The organism is Microbulbifer sp. ALW1 (assembly GCF_009903625.1).
Taxonomy (GTDB): Bacteria; Pseudomonadota; Gammaproteobacteria; order Pseudomonadales; family Cellvibrionaceae; genus Microbulbifer.
Window position 1 is genome coordinate 2,611,355 of the sequence record NZ_CP047569.1, and the last position, 18,639, is coordinate 2,629,993.

The 18,639-nt window shown below is 61.4% G+C and carries 17 protein-coding genes; 15 read left to right on the forward strand and 2 right to left on the reverse strand.

The window, feature by feature from the left end; translation table 11 throughout:
- From GRX76_RS10940 to GRX76_RS11000, 14 genes are all read left to right on the forward strand, one after another.
- Positions 1-1,638 (forward strand): phage portal protein, encoded by a 1,638-nt coding sequence (locus GRX76_RS10940; RefSeq protein ID WP_160153337.1) that lies wholly within the window; start codon positions 1-3, stop codon positions 1,636-1,638.
- Entirely contained in the window at positions 1,628-3,640 is a 2,013-nt protein-coding gene (locus tag GRX76_RS10945; RefSeq protein WP_160153338.1) for a phage major capsid protein, read from the forward strand. Before GRX76_RS10940 ends, GRX76_RS10945 begins: the two co-directional genes overlap by 11 nt.
- A 104-nt stretch (positions 3,641-3,744) precedes the next feature.
- Positions 3,745-4,176, forward strand: coding sequence for a hypothetical protein (locus GRX76_RS10950; protein ID WP_160153339.1), 432 nt, complete (start codon positions 3,745-3,747; stop codon positions 4,174-4,176).
- Positions 4,177-4,179: 3 nt separating this feature from the next.
- Positions 4,180-4,464, forward strand: a complete 285-nt coding sequence (locus tag GRX76_RS10955; RefSeq protein ID WP_160153340.1) for a hypothetical protein — start codon at positions 4,180-4,182, stop codon at positions 4,462-4,464.
- A 14-nt stretch (positions 4,465-4,478) separates the two neighbouring features.
- Positions 4,479-4,913 (forward strand): hypothetical protein, encoded by a 435-nt coding sequence (locus GRX76_RS10960; protein ID WP_160153341.1) that lies wholly within the window; start codon positions 4,479-4,481, stop codon positions 4,911-4,913.
- Between the two features lie 2 nt (positions 4,914-4,915).
- Positions 4,916-5,047, forward strand: a complete 132-nt coding sequence (locus tag GRX76_RS19390) for a hypothetical protein (protein WP_255461799.1) — start codon at positions 4,916-4,918, stop codon at positions 5,045-5,047.
- Entirely contained in the window at positions 5,031-5,954 is a 924-nt protein-coding gene (locus GRX76_RS10965) for a phage tail tube protein (protein WP_160153342.1), read from the forward strand. The genes GRX76_RS19390 and GRX76_RS10965 overlap by 17 nt, the downstream gene beginning before the upstream one ends.
- A gap of 178 nt (positions 5,955-6,132) precedes the next feature.
- Positions 6,133-6,597 (forward strand): hypothetical protein, encoded by a 465-nt coding sequence (locus GRX76_RS10970; RefSeq protein WP_160153343.1) that lies wholly within the window; start codon positions 6,133-6,135, stop codon positions 6,595-6,597.
- 38 nt (positions 6,598-6,635) lie between these two features.
- Positions 6,636-6,788 (forward strand): hypothetical protein, encoded by a 153-nt coding sequence (locus tag GRX76_RS10975; RefSeq protein ID WP_160153344.1) that lies wholly within the window; start codon positions 6,636-6,638, stop codon positions 6,786-6,788.
- A 14-nt stretch (positions 6,789-6,802) separates the two neighbouring features.
- On the forward strand, positions 6,803-8,818 hold the full coding sequence (locus GRX76_RS10980; protein WP_160153345.1) for a hypothetical protein: 2,016 nt from the start codon (positions 6,803-6,805) through the stop codon (positions 8,816-8,818).
- 3 nt (positions 8,819-8,821) lie between these two features.
- Positions 8,822-9,211 carry a hypothetical protein gene (locus GRX76_RS10985; protein WP_160153346.1) on the forward strand — a complete coding sequence of 130 codons (390 nt, stop codon included), beginning with the start codon at positions 8,822-8,824 and terminating at the stop codon, positions 9,209-9,211.
- Between the two features lie 27 nt (positions 9,212-9,238).
- Positions 9,239-15,376 carry a hypothetical protein gene (locus tag GRX76_RS10990; protein ID WP_160153347.1) on the forward strand — a complete coding sequence of 2,046 codons (6,138 nt, stop codon included), beginning with the start codon at positions 9,239-9,241 and terminating at the stop codon, positions 15,374-15,376.
- Between the two features lie 86 nt (positions 15,377-15,462).
- Positions 15,463-15,867, forward strand: coding sequence for a hypothetical protein (locus GRX76_RS10995; RefSeq protein ID WP_160153348.1), 405 nt, complete (start codon positions 15,463-15,465; stop codon positions 15,865-15,867).
- Between the two features lie 46 nt (positions 15,868-15,913).
- Positions 15,914-16,396 (forward strand): acyloxyacyl hydrolase, encoded by a 483-nt coding sequence (locus tag GRX76_RS11000; RefSeq protein WP_160153349.1) that lies wholly within the window; start codon positions 15,914-15,916, stop codon positions 16,394-16,396.
- A 59-nt stretch (positions 16,397-16,455) separates the two neighbouring features.
- On the opposite strand, the gene GRX76_RS19190 is transcribed toward GRX76_RS11000, so the two are convergent.
- Positions 16,456-17,064: a hypothetical protein gene (locus tag GRX76_RS19190; RefSeq protein WP_201276798.1), complete on the reverse strand. Its 609-nt coding sequence runs from the start codon at positions 17,062-17,064 to the stop codon at positions 16,456-16,458.
- A 527-nt stretch (positions 17,065-17,591) separates the two neighbouring features.
- Here GRX76_RS19190 and GRX76_RS11010 point away from each other — a divergent pair.
- On the forward strand, positions 17,592-17,792 hold the full coding sequence (locus GRX76_RS11010) for a hypothetical protein (RefSeq protein WP_160153350.1): 201 nt from the start codon (positions 17,592-17,594) through the stop codon (positions 17,790-17,792).
- Positions 17,793-18,249: 457 nt separating this feature from the next.
- Here the strand turns inward: GRX76_RS11010 and GRX76_RS11015 are convergent, their stop codons facing one another.
- On the reverse strand, positions 18,250-18,609 hold the full coding sequence (locus GRX76_RS11015; RefSeq protein WP_160153351.1) for a hypothetical protein: 360 nt from the start codon (positions 18,607-18,609) through the stop codon (positions 18,250-18,252).
- Positions 18,610-18,639: the final 30 nt, after the last annotated feature.

Below are 18,639 nucleotides of genomic sequence, written 5' to 3' on the forward strand. Positions count from 1 at the left end.
ATGAATTTTTTTAACCGTATCACCGGCCGTGCTGCCCTGCAGGATCAAATCACCCAACTAGAAACCAAACTGGACCAGGTGGGCCACCAGGCGCGCAATATGCGCGGCGCGCTGCGCGCCGTGGGTCATTTCAAGGCCGCGGAAAAAAGCCGCCTGGCCGAGGGCTGGACCACCACCCCGATGCCAATCAACCAGCAGCTGCAGCAGGAACTGCACACCATGGTGGCGCGCAGCCGCCAGCTGGCAAAAAACGATCCCTACTACCGGCGTTTTCTGGGGTTGGCGAAGAACAATGTGATCGGCCACACCGGGTTTCGATTTTCCGCCAGTATCAAAACCAAGGGCGACAAACCGGACGAGCGCGCCAGCCGCGCGGTAGAAAAAGCGTGGAAAAGCGCCTGCAAAAAAGGGGGGCTGGATCACCGCGGCCGCCTGAGTCTGCAGGCCATGTGCGGGCTGATGCTCAACAGCCTGCTGCGCGACGGCGAAGTGCTGGCGCTGAAAATTCGCAGCCGCAAGATCAAGCCGTTTGGGTTCGCCTTCCAGTTACTGGACCCGCTGCTGCTGCAGCTGACCAGTGACCAGGTGCCAGGCCGGGGCGGGCACAAAATTACCCTGGGTGTGGAGTTCGACCGCGAGGGCCGGCGCGCGGCCTACTGGCTACACAGCACCGACACCACCCACGCCGATTATTACACCCTGCACGGACGCGGCTATATTCGCATTCCGGCCGAGCGGATTATTCACGAATTTCTCGACGAATATATCGACCAGGCCCGCGGCTTTCCGCTGGGTTGTGCCGCCGCCGCGCGCCATCACATGCTCGACAAGTACGAAGATGCCGAGCTGACGGCCGCCGCCATCGGCGCCAGCACCATGGGGATTATTGAGCGCGGCGAGGACGACACCGGGTTTAGTGGCGGCATCGACAAAGACGATGACGAGGACGACTACGAAGACGGCGAAGAAGAATTTTACATGGACGTCGAGGGCGGCACCTTCCGGCAGCTGCCCCACGGTGCCAAGTTGTCCACCTGGGACCCCCAGCACCCCAACGCTGCTTTCAAGGATTTTGTGAAAGGCATCTTGCGCGGTATCGCCGCGGCCCTCGGGGTGTCCTATTTCTCGCTCGCCAACGACCTGGAGGGCGTCAACTTTTCGTCCGGGCGCATCGGCGCGCTGGAAGACCGCGAGGTTTGGAAGGGCCTGCAGAACTGGTTTATCGACAATATTCTGCACCCGATTTTTAACGAGTGGTTAAGCCAAGCGCTGCTCATGGGTGCAATCCAGTTGAGCGGCGGCGCACCGCTGAATGCGGGCGAGCTGGACCGCTACGCCGACGGCGCCAAGTTTAACGGCCGCCGCTGGGCCTGGACCGATCCGCAAAAAGAAAGCGCCGCGCACGCCATGCAGCTGGACATGCGAACCATCAGCCGCACGGAAATCTGCGCGGACCGCGGGCGCGAGTTCACCGAAGTCATGGACGAGCTGCAGCGCGAGGAGGAGGAAATGCGCAAACGCGGCATTGACCCCGGCAGCGTGAATAAAGCCATTGGGGCCGCCGCCAAGGTTCCGCAGGAGCCGGACGAACCCGAAACCGAGGACGAGGAACCGGAGAACCCCGACGATGATACTTAATGAACAGGACGAACTGGTCCGCCAGATTAACGAAAGAGGGTCGCAACGTGCGGCCCTTTTTTGTGCCCGGCCGCAAGGTGGCTCCCGCGCCGACGGCGACGAAGAAGGCCCCGTAAATCTGGAGGCCCGCACCGTTGAAATGGCGTTCGCCAGCGAAACCGAAAAGGTCGAGCGCTGGTACGGCATCGAGGTGCTGATCTGCACCCCGGAAGCGGTGGACCTGTCGCTGCTGAACAACCGCGCCCCGGTGCTGGATATGCACGACTGGCACCAGCAGGTGGGCGTGGTGGATGAGGCCCGGGTGGACCCCGACCACATTGCCCGCGCCGTGACGCGTTACAGCCGCAGCCAGCGCGGCGAGGACATTCTGCAGGACATTGCCGACGGCATCCGCAGCAAGGTGAGCGTGGGGTACCGCGTGCGGGAGATGAAGCTGGTAGAGGAGCGCGAGGACGGCCCCGACGTTTACCACATCACCAAGTGGCAGCCCTACGAAATTTCCACTGTGTCGGTGCCCGCCGATGACGCCGTTGGTGTCGGCCGCAGCGCGGCCACCAGGGACCCGGCACACAACCCCCCAGAGTCCGACGACAACGCCGGAGGCGAGGCCCGCAGCGCGGCGCCTGCTGTCAGTGATTCGCCCGCAACCCCCAAACCTAAATCTGAAACCCGAGAGGCCAACACTATGGACCCGAAAGAACTGGAAGCGGCACGCGAAGCCGCACGCAAGCAGGGCGGCGTTGACGAAACCCAGCGCGTTGCCGACATTCTGGACGTTGCCGAGCAGTACAACGCCGAGCCGGAAATGGTGCGCACTTTCCTGCGCGACACCAGTAAAACCAAACACGACCTGATGCAGTCACTGCTGGAGGCGCGCGCAGACGAGCGCGGCACCCAGGCCGAAGCGCCGGAAATCGGCATGAGCGACAAGGAAGTGCGCCAGTTCAGTTTCCTGAACCTGTTCCGCGCGATGGCGTTCCCCGAGAGTGCGGAATTCCGCAAGCAGGCAGCGTTTGAGCTGGATTGTTCTGTTGCCGCTGCGCAGAAGCACAAGGGCGAGCGCAAAGGCGATCAGATGATCCCGCACGACGTACTGGTGGCCAGCCGCGCCATGGACGTGGGCGACCTGCGCCGCGCCGGGTTCGATACCCGCTCGCTGACCGCTACCCTGGCGGATACCGGCAGCAATCTGGTGGGTACCCAGCATCTGGCGGCAAGTTTTATCGACCTGCTGCGCAATCGCATGGTGCTGTCGCGCTTTGGTGCCATGGTGCTGACCGGCCTGAACGGTAACCTGGTGATCCCTCGCCAGATCGGCGGCGCCGGCATGTACTGGCTGGACCCGGAAAACAGCGACATTCCCGCCGAGGGCCTGCCCATTTTTGACCAGGTGGCGCTGACCCCGAAAAACGCCGGCGCCTATACCGAGCTATCGCGCCAGCTGCTGCTGCAGTCCAGCCCGGGCGTTGAGAATCTGGTGCGCATGGACCTGGCCGCACAGATGGCCATCGGCCTGGACAAGGCGGGCCTATACGGAACCGGCGCTAACGGCCAGCCGCGCGGCATTATCAACATGACCGGCATCAATACCGTGGACTTTGCCGGCGTCAATCCGACGTTTGCCGAAGTGGTGCAGATGGAAACCGAAACCGCGCTGGACAACGCGGACGAGGCGAATGCGGCCTATGCGATGGGGCCGGGCTTGCGCGGCTACTTCAAAACCACCGAGAAGTTTGCCGGCAGCAACGGCGCCACCATCTGGGAGCCGGGCAACATGGTCAACGGTTACGGCACCGCCGTTTCCAATCAGATGGAAGCGGGCGACCTGCTGCACGGCAATTTCTCCGATGTGATTATCGGCCTGTGGGGCGGCCTCGATATGCTGGTCAACCCCTACAGCGGCGACAAGGCCGGCATCACCCGAGTGACGGCGCACCAGTCCTGCGACACCTCTGGGCGCCACCCGGAGAGCTTCACCCACGGCAAACAGTTTACCCCGTAAGCCGTGACCGCCTAGCGCGGTAATTCAAAAAGGCCCGCCCCAGTGCGGGCCTTTTTTGTTCCCCCTTTTTTAAACGCATTTCATTGACCGCCGAGGAAAACCCCATGGCCGAGATTCAAGAACAGATTAACGAAATCACCATCACCCGCAGCACCAAAGTCAAAGGCGAATTTGCCGAGCGCGGCACGGTACTGAAAGTTGGCTCTAATGCCGATATCGAAAAAAACGACGCGCGCTTTCTGCTGCGCAGTGGCAAGGCACTGCCGGGCCGCCAGACCCGCATTGCCGAGGCCCACGCCGAGGAAAAAAAAACCGCTGAACTAGCCCGCGCAGCGCAAGCCACTGCCGGTGCTGTCGCTGGCGCTGCTGCGGGCGATATTGCCGAGCTGGAAAAGCAGCTGGACGAATCCGACGCGCAACTGGAGGCCGCCGAGGACCGCGCCGCCTCTGCCGAAGCCCGCGCACTGGATGCGGAAAAGCGTGCGGCCGAGGCTGAAAAGGCACTGGCAGCGGCCAATAAAAAAGCCGGCAAATAACCCGTGGCCGGCATTTATACCGAGCTGATCGACCCGGACCTGCCGGACTACGTCGAGGCCGAGGTGGTCGCGTCGGGGGCCACCCTGCCGGGCATTTTTACCGATGCCTGGCAGGAGGCCGCGCAACAGGCGGGCACTATTCCAGTGCTCACCTGTGACGCCGACACCGCGGCCATGATGGGCGCCACCGAGGATGCGGAGCTGCTGGTGCGCGGTGCGTCTTACATCGTGCGCGAGATACAGCCGCGCAACGGCGGCGGCGCGTCGCTGGTGCTTGAGCTGCAGTAACTGGAGAAACCGTCATGGCTCACATATCCAAACAGCTGTTGGCAGCCGTCACCATGGCCGTCACCGGCTTGCCCTCCACCGGCGACCGGGTGCAGCAGTCGCGCACCTACGCGCACCACAAGGCCGGCCCAGCGCTGAATGTGCGCCTTGGAGAGCGGCGCCCGACCAGCACCCTGTCCAATGCGGTAGCCAATGCCGAGCAGGATATTTTTATCGACATTGCGGTGGCCGGTCCCGCCGACACCATCGACGACCTGTTGCTGGACGTCGATGCCGAAATTCACCAGGCACTCATGGCGGATTACAGCCTGGGGCTGGGGTTTGTTCTGGACTGCAACCCGCAAGGCCTGAGCGAGCCCGACCTGGAACAGGCGGAAAAACCCAAGGCCGTGGCCACCAGTGCCTGGCGTTACGAGGTCCGCCACAACCGCACCACCCTGGAGACCTGATCGTGGCGAACAACAAACGCAAAACGATGACCGTTATCCCCCGCAAGGCCGGCCGCAAAGATAAACCCGCGCCCCTTGTCCCGAAAAAAACCATAGACAAACAAGAGGCCTGCACCGATGGCAAAGCTGGTTAAACGCGAACTGATCCTGGCGGCCATCGAGGCCACCTATAACACCGACGCCACCCCGGGCGGCGCTGATGCGGTGCTGGTGGAAGACGTGAGTTGGAGTTATGCCGGCGCGCGCATGGTGGACCGCAACGCGGTAAAAGCCACCCTGGGGCAGTTCCAGCGGGTTTTCGCCGGCACCCTGATGGAGGTCAGTTGCACCGCCGAACTGAAAGGCAGCGGCACCGCTGGCGAGGCACCGGAAGCCGACGTGCTACTGCGCGCCTGCGGTCTGGGCGTGGAGGTGACCGCCGGCACCAGCGTGGCGTACGCGCCGGCAAGCACCGCCCACGAAAGCGCGACGATTTATTTTCACGAGGACGGCAGCCTGTACAAGCTGACCGGTGCCCGCGGCACTGCCTCACTAAATCTGGAAACCGGCAACAAGGGCATGGCCAGCCTGACCTTGACCGGCCACGTCACCGGCCCCATCGACGCGCCGCTGCCGGTTGCAGTGTACGACGCGAGTGTGCCGCCGCCGGTTATCGGTGCGGCGTTTAGCGTGGGTGGTTACGCCGCGGTGATCAGCGCGCTAAGTCTGGACCTGGGCAACACCATCGGCACCCCGCCGAGCATGAGCGCCGCGGACGGTTACAGCGAAATCATTATCAGCGACCGCGATGTAACCGGCAGCTTCGACCCCGAGGCCACCCTGGTGGCGGCACAGGATTTTCACGGCGACTGGCGAAACGGCGTCACCAAGACGATCACCACCGGCGCTATCGGCAGCACTGCCGGCAACCGCTACCAGCTGGATATTGCCGAGGCGTATTACAGCGAACTGGCCCCCGGTGACCGCGAAGGCGTGCGCACTTACGACATTAGCTACGGCGCCGCCGGCGACGACAGCGCATTCACCCTGACGTTTACCTGATGTTCTGGCCGTTCAGCAGGATGGGCAGCGCGCGCGGCGCGCCCCTTCCAAAGCCGAACCCCAAACCGCGGCAGAACGGGACCCGCAGCGTCAACCGCGTGGCGTTGCCACCCATGCCGCGCTGCCAACCACCTAGACAACCGTGCCCGCATTGCGGGCGCTAATTTAAGAGGCCCCAATGGCACTAAGACTGAACCCCGGGCTGGCCCCCATGTGGTACCAGCCCAAAGACACCGACCCCGCGGACAGCAGCCCGGCCGCGTTTTTGCTGGAGCCGCTGACCGAGGTGCAGACCATGGAAGTCATGGCCGACGGCACCATCGACGGTGGTGGCACTTTTTACCCCAACCATGGCGCGCGCCTAAAAATGCTGGCCTGGGGCGTGAAAGGCTGGCGCAACGTGGAGGACGCCAACGGCGCACCGCTGGAATTCAAGCCCGGCGGTTGGCAACAGCTGCCGTGGAACCTTCTGGGCGAGCTGGCCAACGAAATTATGACCCGCAGTGCGCTGCGCGAGGACGAACGAAAAAACTCGCTGCCGCAATCGTCGTTGCCCGAGACCCCGGCGCCTTCGATTGCGGCAACTGCAAGTGGGGCAGACACTGCGACGACTCCAACCCCGCACCTATCGCAAAGTGGCTGATCCGCGGGGTTCTGGAATCCCGCACCTGCTTAAAGCCTATGATCACCGAGCACAGCGCCAACCTGCTGCGCCTGCACCAGCACTACCGCGCTGGCCACCTGCTGCGCGCCGGTGGTGTGGGTGACCAGCCCGCCTACTACCTGAACGCCATGGCCGCCATCGAGGCCCTGGCGGACGAATCCGACAGCTGAACCCCGAGGACCCCATGGCGGACAATTACAAGTTTGTTATTTCCGGCACGGATAAAACCCGGGCCATGTTCAAAAGCCTGAGGGCCAACCTGGGCGCCGTGCGCGGTGCCATCAATAGCACCCAGCTCAAGGTGGCGGGTCTTGCCGGCGTGGCCGGTTTGGGCGCGCTGGTGAAATCCAGCCTGGGCACCCAGGACGCGCTGGCAAAAACCGCCGACCGCCTGGGGCTGACCACCCGGGAGCTGGCCGCCTACCAGCACCAGGCCAACCTCACCGGCAGCAGCAACGAGGGCATGAACAAGGCGCTGGAGCTAATGAACCGCAACCTCGGCGATGCCGAGCGCGGAACCGGCGAAGCGAAGGAAGCACTGGCCGACCTGGGATTGACCGCCGACGCACTCAACCGGATGCCCACTGCCGAACGTTTCGAGCTGCTGGTGAACCGACTGGGGCAGGTGAGCGACCGTACCCGCCAGGCATCACTGGCGGCGGACCTGTTCGGCCGCAGTGGCGGCGACCTAATCAACATGATTGACCAGGGTGCCGCCGGTCTCGCGCAGGCGAAAACGGAAGTGGATGCTTATGGCGTGGCGCTGGATCGAGTGGACGCTGCCAAACTGGAGGCCGCCAACGACGCCATGTTTCGCGTTGGGCAAATCGGGCAGGGTCTGGGCAACCAGTTGACGGTGCACCTGGCACCGATCATCGAAGAGGTGGCAGTGCAGTTTACCAACGCGGCCAGCGCTGGTGGCGGCATGGGCGCAATGGTGGAAAAAGCCTTTAAAAAAGGTGTTTCGGTGGTGGGTGTGTTTGCCGATGGCATCCACGGCATAAAAATTCTGTTTCAGGGTTTGGTGACTTTGGGGCAGGGACTTTTTGCGGGTATGGCCAGCGGTTTCTCGCTGGTGATCGCCACGCTTAATTCTGTGCGCAACGGCCTTATCGAGGGGCTGTTCTGGCCGATCCGCAAGGTGCTGGAACTGCTGGCCCCGTTCAATAGCTCCGCGGCCACCGCGCTGGAAAGCGTGGAGGGCATAGTGGACCGCATCACGGTGAAAGCGCCTGAAGGTTTGCGCGAATTTGCCGCGGCACAGCGCGAGGCGTTTACCGAATCCCGCGAACAATTGCACGCGCTGCTGATGACCGAGCTGCCCAGCGAAATGCTGAAAAGCAAGGTCGGGCAGATTCTGGACGCGGCGGACGTACGCGCGCAGGAAATTGCGGCCAAGGCGATGCAAAGCGCCGGACTCGGCCGCGCGGCCAACGACGAGGGCGACAACGGCGTGGGGTCTGACGGCCTCAGTGAGCGCGAGCGCGAGCAGCTGGCGGCCAAGCTGGGAACCCTGAAACTGTCCTGGCTCACCGAGCTGGAGCAGCTGCAGGTAAAGCAGGACCAGGAAATGGCCCTGCTGGATGAAGCCTTTGCCACCAAGCTGATCAAACACGACGAGTACGAGCGCAGCCTGACCGCGCTGGAGGGCAAGCACGCCAAAGAGCGTGAAAAATTCGAAGACAAGAGCGGCAAAAATCGCGTGGCCTCGGTGTTCGGCGCCTTCCAGCAGATGCTGGGCGTGTCCGATTCCAGCAGTAAAAAGCTGTTCAAAATCCAGAAGGGCCTGGCACTCGCCAAGGCCGTGGCAACCCTGCCCAGCGCAGTAATCGAATCGTTCAATAACAGCGGCGGTTATCCGTGGGGTATTCCCGCGGCCACCGCCATGGCAGCCACCGGTGCCGCGCAGATTGCGCAAATCAAAAGCGCCAACTTTAGCGGCGGTGGCGGTATTGCCAGTGTCGGCGGCGGCAGTGCCATGGCGTCGCCGCCATCCGGTGGTGCCAGCCTCGCCGGCATCACCCAGTTTGCCAGCAATGACGCGGCGGCCCTGGGCAGCCAGGTGCATATCACCATTGCCGGCGACTTGGTGGGCGACAGCGCCCAGCATATTGCCGACCGCCTCACCACCTTAATTGCCGAGCAGGACCTGGTGATTATTCCCAGCGGCAGCCGGCAGGCCCAGGAACTAGCGGGGTAAACCGTGTTTATTGAATTTTTCCCCACGCGCCTGGTGACCGGCGGCGCTGGCAAGTTGCACGCGGACCTGCAGCAATACGATGTGGACGACGTGCCCGAGGGCAAAGAGCACACCGCGTTGAGCGGCTTTCGTGAAACCACTGCCTACCGCATTGAGCGGGTGGCGGTGTGTCGAACGGTGCCGATGCAGCTGACCCCGGCACAGCTTGCGGAGTGGCGCGAGTTCAAAAACAGCTGCGCCTTTGGTGAGTATTTCACCTTCGACGCCCTGGGCACCGAAGCGGCCCCGGACGATCCGCAAACGGTGCAGCTCAAGTTTAAAAGCTTCAAAGAAAAGCGCCTGCCGGGGCGCTTTTTCGAATTCAGTTTCACCACCGTGCAGACGGTGGCCTAACAACCCCTTGCACGGTGCGGCGAAGTAATGCGCAACAATTCCGAAACCTTCGAGCTGTACAACCAAAGCCCACAGCGCGCCCTGCGCCTGGTGGTGGTGATTGAGTTCCCGGTACCGGTGTACCTGGCGAGCCACGGCGATATTTCTGGCCTGCCGGCCGGCGCCCTGGGTGGCGTACTGGGCAAGGTGAGCAGCACCAGCCAGCGCCTGATTCCCGAACAGGGCCGCGCGGAAATCGGTGCAATCAATTTTGAGCTGGTGGACGTGGGCGGCGTGTTCACCGATACCCTGCGCGACCAGCTGGCCGCCGGCTATGGCATCAAGGGCCGCACCGTGCGCCTGTACCAGGGCGGCGCCGGCATGGACTGGGCCGACTTCCGCCTGGAGCAGACCCAGGTAGCGGAAGAGAGTTTGAGCTATGACCACGGCTGCTACCGGGTGCGCTGCCGCGATGTGCAGCGTTATATGCGCCAGGATATTTTCACCCCGCGCAGCACCCGTCTGGCCGCCGACTTTGCCAAGGGTGCCAGTACCCTGCAGGTGTACAGCACCGCCGATTTTGAACCCTGCCCGCACACTGCGAGTTTTGGCGATGCCCCCGGGCAGACGGTTTATTACCTAAAAATCAAATACCAAAACGGCTGGGAAGTGGTGCGCGCGACCGGCAAAACCGGCACCACTTTTACCGGCGTCACCCGCGGCCTGTTTGGTACGGTGGAATACGGCCACACCGTGCCGGCGGAAAACGACAGCGACAAGGGCATTGAGGTCGAGGAATTCATTTACCTGGAACTGCCCGCGTCCGCGCTCGCCTATGCGCTGCTCACCGGCAAAATTCTCGGTACCGCCAACAGCCTGCCCAGCAACTGGCACCTGGGGATCGACCCGGCGCTGGTGGTGGCGGACGAGTTCGAAAACGTGGGTTCGGACTGGTACAAGCCCGGCGACTACGCAAAGGGCGTGATCCTGCGCTTTGACGGGCTGACCAAAACCGACGGCAAAAAATTTATTGAGCAGGAAATCAACCTGCTGATGGGCGCCTATATGCCGGTGAATGCCGCCGGCCAGTTGGGGTTCCGCCGAATGACCGGAGTGCTGGCCGACGCCGGCACCGTGACCGATATTACCGCGGACCATGTGGTGAGCCTGGGAGAACTGCAGCAGGACCTGGCAGCGCTGCGGAATATTTTTTCCATTCAATGGGCCTGGTACGAAGCGCCGGGTTTCGACGGTCGCTTTCTGCGCTCCAATGTGTTGGCCGATGCAGCCAGTATTGCCGCCCACGGCGAGAGCAAACCGCAGGCATTAAAGTTCAAGGGCCTGCACAACAGCCGCCACACCTTCACAACCCTGAAAAACCGTTTTGATGCCCTGCGCGACCGCTTTGCCGGTCCTCCGCTGCGGCTGCGGCTGTCGCTGCTGCCGAGTAAAAACGACATTGAAGTGGGTGACGTGGTGCGGGTAACCCTGCCGCAGGTGCGCGACTACACCGCCGCCGATACCCTAGACCGCGCCATGGAAGTACAGCGCATTAGCGTGGATCAAACCAGCGGCGCGGTGCAGGTAGAGCTGTTTGGCTCCACCCAGGCGGCGGCCGCGGCAAACGACGAGGCGGCCAGTGTCAGCGCAGAGTTGCCCGACGGCTGGTACAGCACCGCCGGCACTGAAATGACCGCGGCGGGTTTGAGTATTGACGGCAGCGGCTTCCTGACCGCCGACGGCAATCTCACCGGCTCCGCCAGTAGCCGAACCATTTTTTACTACTTAGGCGACCTGACCATCCCCGCCGGTTACACCCTGACCGTGACCCAGAACGTGGAACTGCGGGTGATGGGAGTGCTGCAGGTTGACGGCACCCTGCGCGGGGCGCCGAGCAATAGCGGGTCCGGCTTCCTGGGCTCCTGCCGCGGTGGCAGCGGCCGCGCGTTGGGCAAATACGGCTACAGCGCGCCCTGGGTTGACTTCAATGGCGAAGTGGTCAGAGGTCGCAACGAAGTGATGCCCATGCTCGCCATCGACAACGACGGCGGCGACCTCGCCGGGATCCCCGACGACCTGCGCGGCAGCGGTGGGGCGCGCGGCGGCAACTCCTATAACTACCTGCAGGGCGACCGCAGTTATGAGCCCGGCGGCCTCGGTGGCGTCGGTGGTGCCGGCGGCGCCGGTCTGGTGGTGGTTGCGCGCGGGGTGGCCCTGGGCGCGGCCGGAAAAATTGATACCAGTGGTGGCGATGGCCTGCCCGGCGGCGTGGATGCCTTCGCCCCCGGCGGCAGCGGTGGCGGCGGTGCGCCCGGCGGCGTGCTTTTGATTATCGACGGACACCAGAACCCGCAGCCGGTGCTGACCAGCAGCAAGCTGGTGGCCTGCTATGGCGACAGCCCATCGAATCCCGGTAACCCGGGGCTGGGCGGGCACTGCCTGGGGGCGGCGGCGGCGCGGGTGTACACGGTACCGAAAAGCCGCAGCCCATACCCCAACTACACCCAGGACCCGGAAATAGACCCGGCGGTGCAACAGGCGATTGCTGACGCCACCGCCGCCCAGCAGGCCGCGGCCGCGGCGCAGGCCAACGCCGACAGCGCGCTGGACAAGCTGGATGAGATCGGCGCCGACGGCAAGTTACACCCCAGCGAAAAACTGCGGGTCAAACTGGAGTACAGCCGGCTGCTCAGCGAGCAGGCCGGGATTGAGGCGAGCGCCAATGCGTTCGGCCTCACCAGTGAAAAAACGGCTTATACCAGTGCGCTAAACGCACTCACCAGCTACCTGGGCGGCCTGTCGCCGACGTGGGACAGCACCGCCAGTACCACGGCAATTAGCCGCACCCTGTGGAACAGTAATTGGCAGGCGGTATACGACGCGCGCCAGACACTACTGAATAAGGTGGCCGCGGAGGCGGGCGAGCGGGCCACCTGGACCAAGCTGGGCGACCGCCCGGGCGACGGTGAGCTGCTGAATACCCTGCAGGAGTACGGCGCGATTCTCAATCGCCCACCGCGCTCGCAGGCGGTACAGGCCAATGTGAAAAACTGGGAGAAGATCTCGCAGCCGGCGGATTTTCCACTGGTGGATGTGGCCTTCCAATTGTGGGTGGACCGCGCCAGCAAGACCCTGTCCTGGCGCCACATCGGGTTCACCAGCCAGACCCGGGTGATGTGGGTGCGGTTTGAATTGGAGGTGATCGGTGCGGCGGTGACCGCGCACACGATTGTCTCCGCCAACAATACCGCCACCGGCAGCGCCGCGGCGCCAATTGCGTTTGACGGCGACAGCGCCTGTGAGTGGGGCAGCAACGGCCTCAAGTGGAGCGAGACCGTCGGGGATAGCGCCAACGACAGGACCGATATCACCCTCTCGAAACTCGATGCCAGCGTGGGCTTCCGGCTCAAAATCTATCAGCTGGAAAGCAACCGCGCGGCGGACGTCAACGGGGTTATTTTTGGCGATACCTTGATCCAATCCGGCTGGGTGGAGCTGGGTGTTGACGATCCGGTGCAGCTGTATTTTTCGGTCGATGATCAGTCCGACTACGATGTGCTGCAGATGAAAAACGCCCCGGCGGAAGCGGGGGCAACGGTCGGCGCCACCGGTGACCAGCTGCAGCAGCTGGCCGACGCCGAGGCCGCGGCCGCCGACGCGCAGGCCGACTCCAGTGCCGCACTGGCGGAGCTGGACGAAATTGGCGCGGATGGCAAGCTGCACCCGGCGGAGAAAAAACTGGCGATTCAGGAGTACAACCGCCTGCAGGGCGAGCAGGCCGGTATTGTGGCCACCGCCAACGCCTACGGCCTGACCGCGGCGCGCAACACTTACCAGTCCGCGCTGACGACCCTCACCAGCTATCTGGGCGGGGTGGGCCCCTACGACTGGGATGATATGGCGGGCACCACGGTGGTGACGCGCACCCTGTGGCGGTCCAACTGGCAGGCGGTGTACGACGCGCGCCAGGCACTGCTGGATGCTGTGGCTGCCGAGGCCGGCCTGCGGGCGGACTGGTCGCAGGTTGGCGGCAGCGGCAAGCCGGCGGACAACGCCGATGTGACTGCTGACCAGCTGGCGGGCAATGGCATCAACCTGCTGAAGCCGCGCTATGCCGGCATTGGCAGCAAATCGGCGCCGTATTACGTGTACGCGGTCAATCGCGGCAACCTGGTGGTGGATACCACCACCAAGTTTTCCGGCGATGCCAGTCTGCGCATGGAGGCGACCGATACCGACTTCTACGCCTACCTGGGCACCAGCACCTCGGATTACAACATCAAGGCATCCGGCTGGGGCCGCAGTTACATCGTGTCGGCCTATGTGCGCTGCAACCTGGCGAGCAAGTCCGGGCAGCTGATGCTGGTGGACCCGGCGGGCAACCACCACGGCGTCACCTTCACCACGCACGCCACCGCCTTTACCTGGGCGCGGGTGTCCGGCGTGATCACGCTGCCGAATTCCGGCAGCTTTGCGCTGATGCGGGTGGATAACGACGGCGGCGCCGGCTGCAATATGTGGTTCGACCAGCTGATGGTGGAGGTGCAGGTGGGCACCGGCACCGCCCCCAGCCAGTACGCGGCGCCGGGCGGAGTTGGCACCAGTGATTTCGACGACGATGCCGGCCTCGGGGAGTCTGCGACCTGGGACCAGATCGGCGGCAGCGGCAAACCGGAGGACTTCGCCAACTACGGCGCGCGCACGGATTTATCCAACGTGTCCGGCGCGGGCAATATGGTGATCGACGCCCGCGCCAGTGCCCGTATTACCGCTGAGCGCCCGGACGGGTCCTACAAAAACAGCGAGCTGAGCGCCAACGACGTGCAGCAGAGCTTTGTGCTGCAGTACATCGGCGGCCGCGGGGCCAACCTCAATCACCCGTCGTACACGCGGTTTTTGGGGTACACCCTGCCGCCGTTTTACTTTTCGCCGCGCGTCACCACCTCGATGCACACCACGGCAACGTCGCCGATTGGCGCCACCTGCCTGCGGGTGACCTGCGCGGATGTGGCGGCGTTTGGGTATCTGGATTTCCGTAATAAAGACGATGCGCTGTTCAATCTGGAGAGTGGCAAGACCTACATCATTAGCTATTGGGCGACCGGCAGTATTACCGGGATTAATTTCCGGGTGTACGCGATTGGGGCGGGGAACACCCCGGCCACAATACCGGCGGGCGGCTGGAGTGTGACCGTGGGCGGCTGGCAGCGCTTCTCTACCGCCTTGACGGCCACCGCCAGCGGCGGCGCTTTTTTACGGCTGGCGGTGAATAAAGACACCTGGAATATCGGCAGCCAGCTGTACCTGGACGGGCTGATGATCGAGGAGGCGGTCGGGGACGTAACGACACCCAGCGCGCTGCAGGAAACCGGCTCCAGCTACATCGACCCCTACACCGGCCGGCCGTTCGACCAGCGCGGCCTGCCGATGCTCAACTCCGACCTGTCGAGCGTGGCGCTGAGCGCCGTGTGCACGGCGGTGGATGCGGGCACCACCGCCACCATCAATATCGCCGCGCACACGGTGCAGTTTGGTAATTTCTCGGTGAACTATGGCTCCGCCAGCATTACCGGGCTGGGGTTCAGCACCAAGTATTACGTCTACTGTGACGACCCCGGTTACGCCGGCGGCGCGGTGAGCTACTTCGCCACCACCAACTGGGCCACCGCCCAGGCGGGGGTGCACCGGCGGCTGGTGGACTACGTGACCACGCCGGCCGATGGCGGCAGCAGCAGCGGTGGCGGCACCTTGCCGCCGGATGAGTGTGTGGCCAGCGGCATGTGGCTGCGCGACGGCCTACGGGTGGACGACGCCATGGACGGCGATGCCATCGACGTGTGGGACACCGGCGACACTGACGCCCACCGCGGCGCCATCGAGGCGATCCGCCCGGCGGTGGAGGTACCCTGTGTGCGCCTCATTACCGCAAGCGGGGCGCAGGTGGAGTGCAGTGTCTCCACCCCGGTAACCGGCCCGGACGGCGGCGTACGCAAGGCGCCGGCGGCGCTGGGCATGCTGCTGGGGGTACTGCACGGCGACGCGCCGCTGGTGTGGGAGCGGGTCACTGAGGTGGTGCCGATCGGCCCGCGCACGGTGTACCGGCTGTCCTGCGGCAACATCAGCTTTGCCGCGGGGGTGGACCCGGCGCACCGGGTGGTAACCCACAACATCCGCTACAAGCCCTGATCCCCTTACTTCTCAACCCAAACACCGCCGCGGCCAGGGAGCTGTCGGCCGCGGTGTTCTATTGCCTCAAGGAAAGTAATCGAGCAATGACTGTGAGCAATGTGACCTATGAAAACGCCAACGCCGAGGTGACCGGGCTGCAGCCCGGCCAGGTGGCGCTGCGCATTACGTCCGGGGTATTCACCGGCGAATTGATCCGTGTGCAGGTGCTGCGCATAGAGGAGGACGTCAACAAAGACGGCAATGTGGACCAGCTGAACCTGAAAACTACCGGCGCCGTCATCAATGCCGACAACACCGTCAAGGTGACCGCCGGCGGCCGCGCCATGGAGTGCCCGGCCAAAGTGGACAGTATTCTGGTCGCGGCGATTGCCGAGGGCACTGTGGACCCGCTGGTGCGCCAGGCGGAAGTCACCGGCGAATGCGTGTACCGGATGCTTAATCTGGCGGTTTCCATGCAGGCGTGGGAGTCGATCCCCAGCGCCAGCTAAACGCCAACCACCAACACACCCGAAAACAACCGAGAGAGAAAAACCTATGCCGAAATTTAAATGGAGCTGGACCAAGGGCGTCGTGGCGCTGTTTCTGGTGATTTTACTGTGCGCGCTGGTGGCCGAGCGTGCCGACGCGCGCCCGGTGGTGAGCCTGGGCCACACCGCGCTCAACAGCCACAACACCGTGGGGGAAATCGGCTGGCAATTTGGCACCGCCTATCAGTGGGAAGTGGCGGCCACCGCCATAGGCCGGGGCCACACCGACCGCGGCCCCATCGACCGCAACTGGGCCTACTCCGTCAGCCGGCGGGTACAGCCGGGGTGGTCGCTACTGGGGGCAGAAAATTACTACCGTCTGGGCGTGGCCTATGTGGATGGCTCGCCGCTGGTGGGGGATATCAATTACCGCTTGGGCGTCGGGCTGCATTGGGGTGTGGTGGCGCTAGAGTATTTACATTACTCAAGCGCAGGAATCAATGATCCAAATACAGGTATTGATGGGATCCAGATTCGGGTCTTTTTTTAATTGTAGCAAGGTGGTGCCAAGTCCAATTGGAGCATTGGCACCCAGGGTGTTAAGAAAATTTAATTACAAACTTCCGTGAGTAGTTTTCCTGCATATGGAGGGTAATACACGCAAAGGTCGCCATTACCAAGTGGTTCAAAATGTGGTCCTGGCGCAGGAAGAAGCGGAGCGTAGACAGTGCAAGTATACCCACCAAACTGTGCGGTCCCATCGACAACTGTGCCGCCCCAATGGTCTACATATTCATACGTGCACGTTTCTTGTGTTGTTTTAGTTGACCAAATTGGAGTGCCATCTGTTTTATAGATCACAAGGTTGCCGTCGTTCTGCATTCTCAGCTTTGCAGGATCATTTACATGGGTATTTGACGACCACAAAGCACCACTGGAAGTAGAGTAAATTACAAAATTACCATCCCACTGCATAACAGCTCGGGCACTAGGCTTACCAGTAGTCTTTGACGACCACAGCGCCTCTTTTCCTGAACCTACCTTTTTATAAAGTACTAAGTTTCCATCGTTTTGCATGATGAGGTAATAGTTACCGTTCGTGGAGGTGATCCTTTCACCCGGTAATAACTTTTGACCTTTTTCTAAGCTATCTCCCGCAAAAGCGGATGCGGAAACGATGAGCATCAGTGCAGCAGCCCATTTCACTATGACTTTCATTTACTTAGTCCTTATGTGTTGGAAAATTAATCCTCAAAATATAATTTTGAAGAGAAAAAATACTATTTTATTTTCAGATTTATAGTAAAGGGTTTTATTTTTCATGTGTGTGAACTTTTTTGTGGATATTTTTTTCAATGCCCCATTTTTGTAATGGCCTGTAATAGCTGCAGCCAAAATCAGTGTTGACAAAATTGTATGAGATGGAATTTAAGAGGTAATTGGTACGTTCGTTCTCGCTTTGTCTGGTGCTATGTCGAAATCCATTTCTTGAGAGCGTTACTAAGTTTGATAACTGAAGAGAAGAAATGAAGCGCCCTAAATTCAGGGTGAGGGGCGGATATTCTCCATATTACGTCAATACTGTATAAATATACAGTATTGGGTTAGATTTATTCCCGCCCCCATTGGCGCGCCCGGTACCACAAAAAATGAACAGCGGGCCAAATGTGCAACTTGTGCAAAAAGGTTGCATATCTGAAACCGCTGGTAGGGTGGCATCAACCAATCGAGAAAGGAGTAATGGGATGGGACAGGTTGATATTGTTGAGTGCGCCGAAGAGGTGCGGGAAGTGCAGCAATTCAGTGAGGGTATGCTATGGGCGCTACAGTGTCCTAAGTCGGGACCACGAAAATTGATGATCCAGGCACTTGTGGGGGAGGTGAATGCGCGTCTTGGAGCTGTTATACATCGCCTTGATGAGGGTGATCGCGAAATGAACAGTTAAGATTTGGCTACGGGCAATTTTTCACCTGAGTATTCGGTAGGCGTAGTGCGAACCACGGGCAGCATCATCAGTGGTTCGCCGCAGAGGGAAGGGTCGCAATGGCTGTCTATCCATACAGTTTTGCCGTCATTTTCCCTTGAGGTATTATGCGCCTCATAAACTGGGTAAATATCTTTGCAAATCAATAGGTTAGGTTTCTGTACTGCTGGGTCTGGGGGTGTGGTGGTCGTCGGTTCAAATCCGGCCACTCCGACCATTATCTGAAAAGCCCGCTTATAGCGGGCTTTTTTGTTTTTCCTGCTTATCATTTCGCTTTACTAGGCTTCTCCAATGCCCCTGTACATATGGGGGGTACCTATTTTGGTATTTGATGGTAATGGTTGCTTTGCCGGAGCTGTGTGCTGGCATTCTATTGGGGCGGGGTATAGGGGATTGTCGGGGCGGAAGAGTTAAGATTCTAGCTTTCGATGTCAGATATGACCTGATCAATCAGCGCCAACAACTCTGTGTCTTCTGACGCTTTGGATTCCAATTCCGATGCAAGAAAAGAAAATTGGGCAGCGTTTAGTGGGAGGTTCTGGTATCGCAGCACGGTTAGGCGTTGAATTATAAAAGCTCTTTTCTTTGCATGGCTGTCCAGCGATTTTGAATTACTTACAAGGCCTGCTGCTATCTCGGAAAAAAGCTCATTAACTGAAAGTTCGGGGGTAGCATTGGGCGCTCCTAGTTGGCCGGCGCTGCGTTTTCGATTCTTGCTCGTTATTCCAAGTGCGGCACTCAAAGATGTGAGTGCTTGTGATGGTGCAATCCTGCTCATATTGACCCGATGGTTTCTTTTGCGCTGAGC

Coding starts and splice junctions, on each gene's coding strand:
- GRX76_RS10940 (WP_160153337.1), top strand. CDS start 1: ATGAATTTTTTTAACCGTATCACCGGCCGTGCTGCCCTGCAGGATCAA.
- GRX76_RS10945 (WP_160153338.1), top strand. CDS start 1,628: ATGATACTTAATGAACAGGACGAACTGGTCCGCCAGATTAACGAAAGA.
- GRX76_RS10950 (WP_160153339.1), top strand. CDS start 3,745: ATGGCCGAGATTCAAGAACAGATTAACGAAATCACCATCACCCGCAGC.
- GRX76_RS10960 (WP_160153341.1), top strand. CDS start 4,479: ATGGCTCACATATCCAAACAGCTGTTGGCAGCCGTCACCATGGCCGTC.
- GRX76_RS10965 (WP_160153342.1), top strand. CDS start 5,031: ATGGCAAAGCTGGTTAAACGCGAACTGATCCTGGCGGCCATCGAGGCC.
- GRX76_RS10970 (WP_160153343.1), top strand. CDS start 6,133: ATGGCACTAAGACTGAACCCCGGGCTGGCCCCCATGTGGTACCAGCCC.
- GRX76_RS10975 (WP_160153344.1), top strand. CDS start 6,636: ATGATCACCGAGCACAGCGCCAACCTGCTGCGCCTGCACCAGCACTAC.
- GRX76_RS10980 (WP_160153345.1), top strand. CDS start 6,803: ATGGCGGACAATTACAAGTTTGTTATTTCCGGCACGGATAAAACCCGG.
- GRX76_RS10990 (WP_160153347.1), top strand. CDS start 9,239: ATGCGCAACAATTCCGAAACCTTCGAGCTGTACAACCAAAGCCCACAG.
- GRX76_RS10995 (WP_160153348.1), top strand. CDS start 15,463: ATGACTGTGAGCAATGTGACCTATGAAAACGCCAACGCCGAGGTGACC.
- GRX76_RS11000 (WP_160153349.1), top strand. CDS start 15,914: ATGCCGAAATTTAAATGGAGCTGGACCAAGGGCGTCGTGGCGCTGTTT.
- GRX76_RS19190 (WP_201276798.1), bottom strand. CDS start 17,064: ATGAAAGTCATAGTGAAATGGGCTGCTGCACTGATGCTCATCGTTTCC.
- GRX76_RS11010 (WP_160153350.1), top strand. CDS start 17,592: ATGGGACAGGTTGATATTGTTGAGTGCGCCGAAGAGGTGCGGGAAGTG.
- GRX76_RS11015 (WP_160153351.1), bottom strand. CDS start 18,609: ATGAGCAGGATTGCACCATCACAAGCACTCACATCTTTGAGTGCCGCA.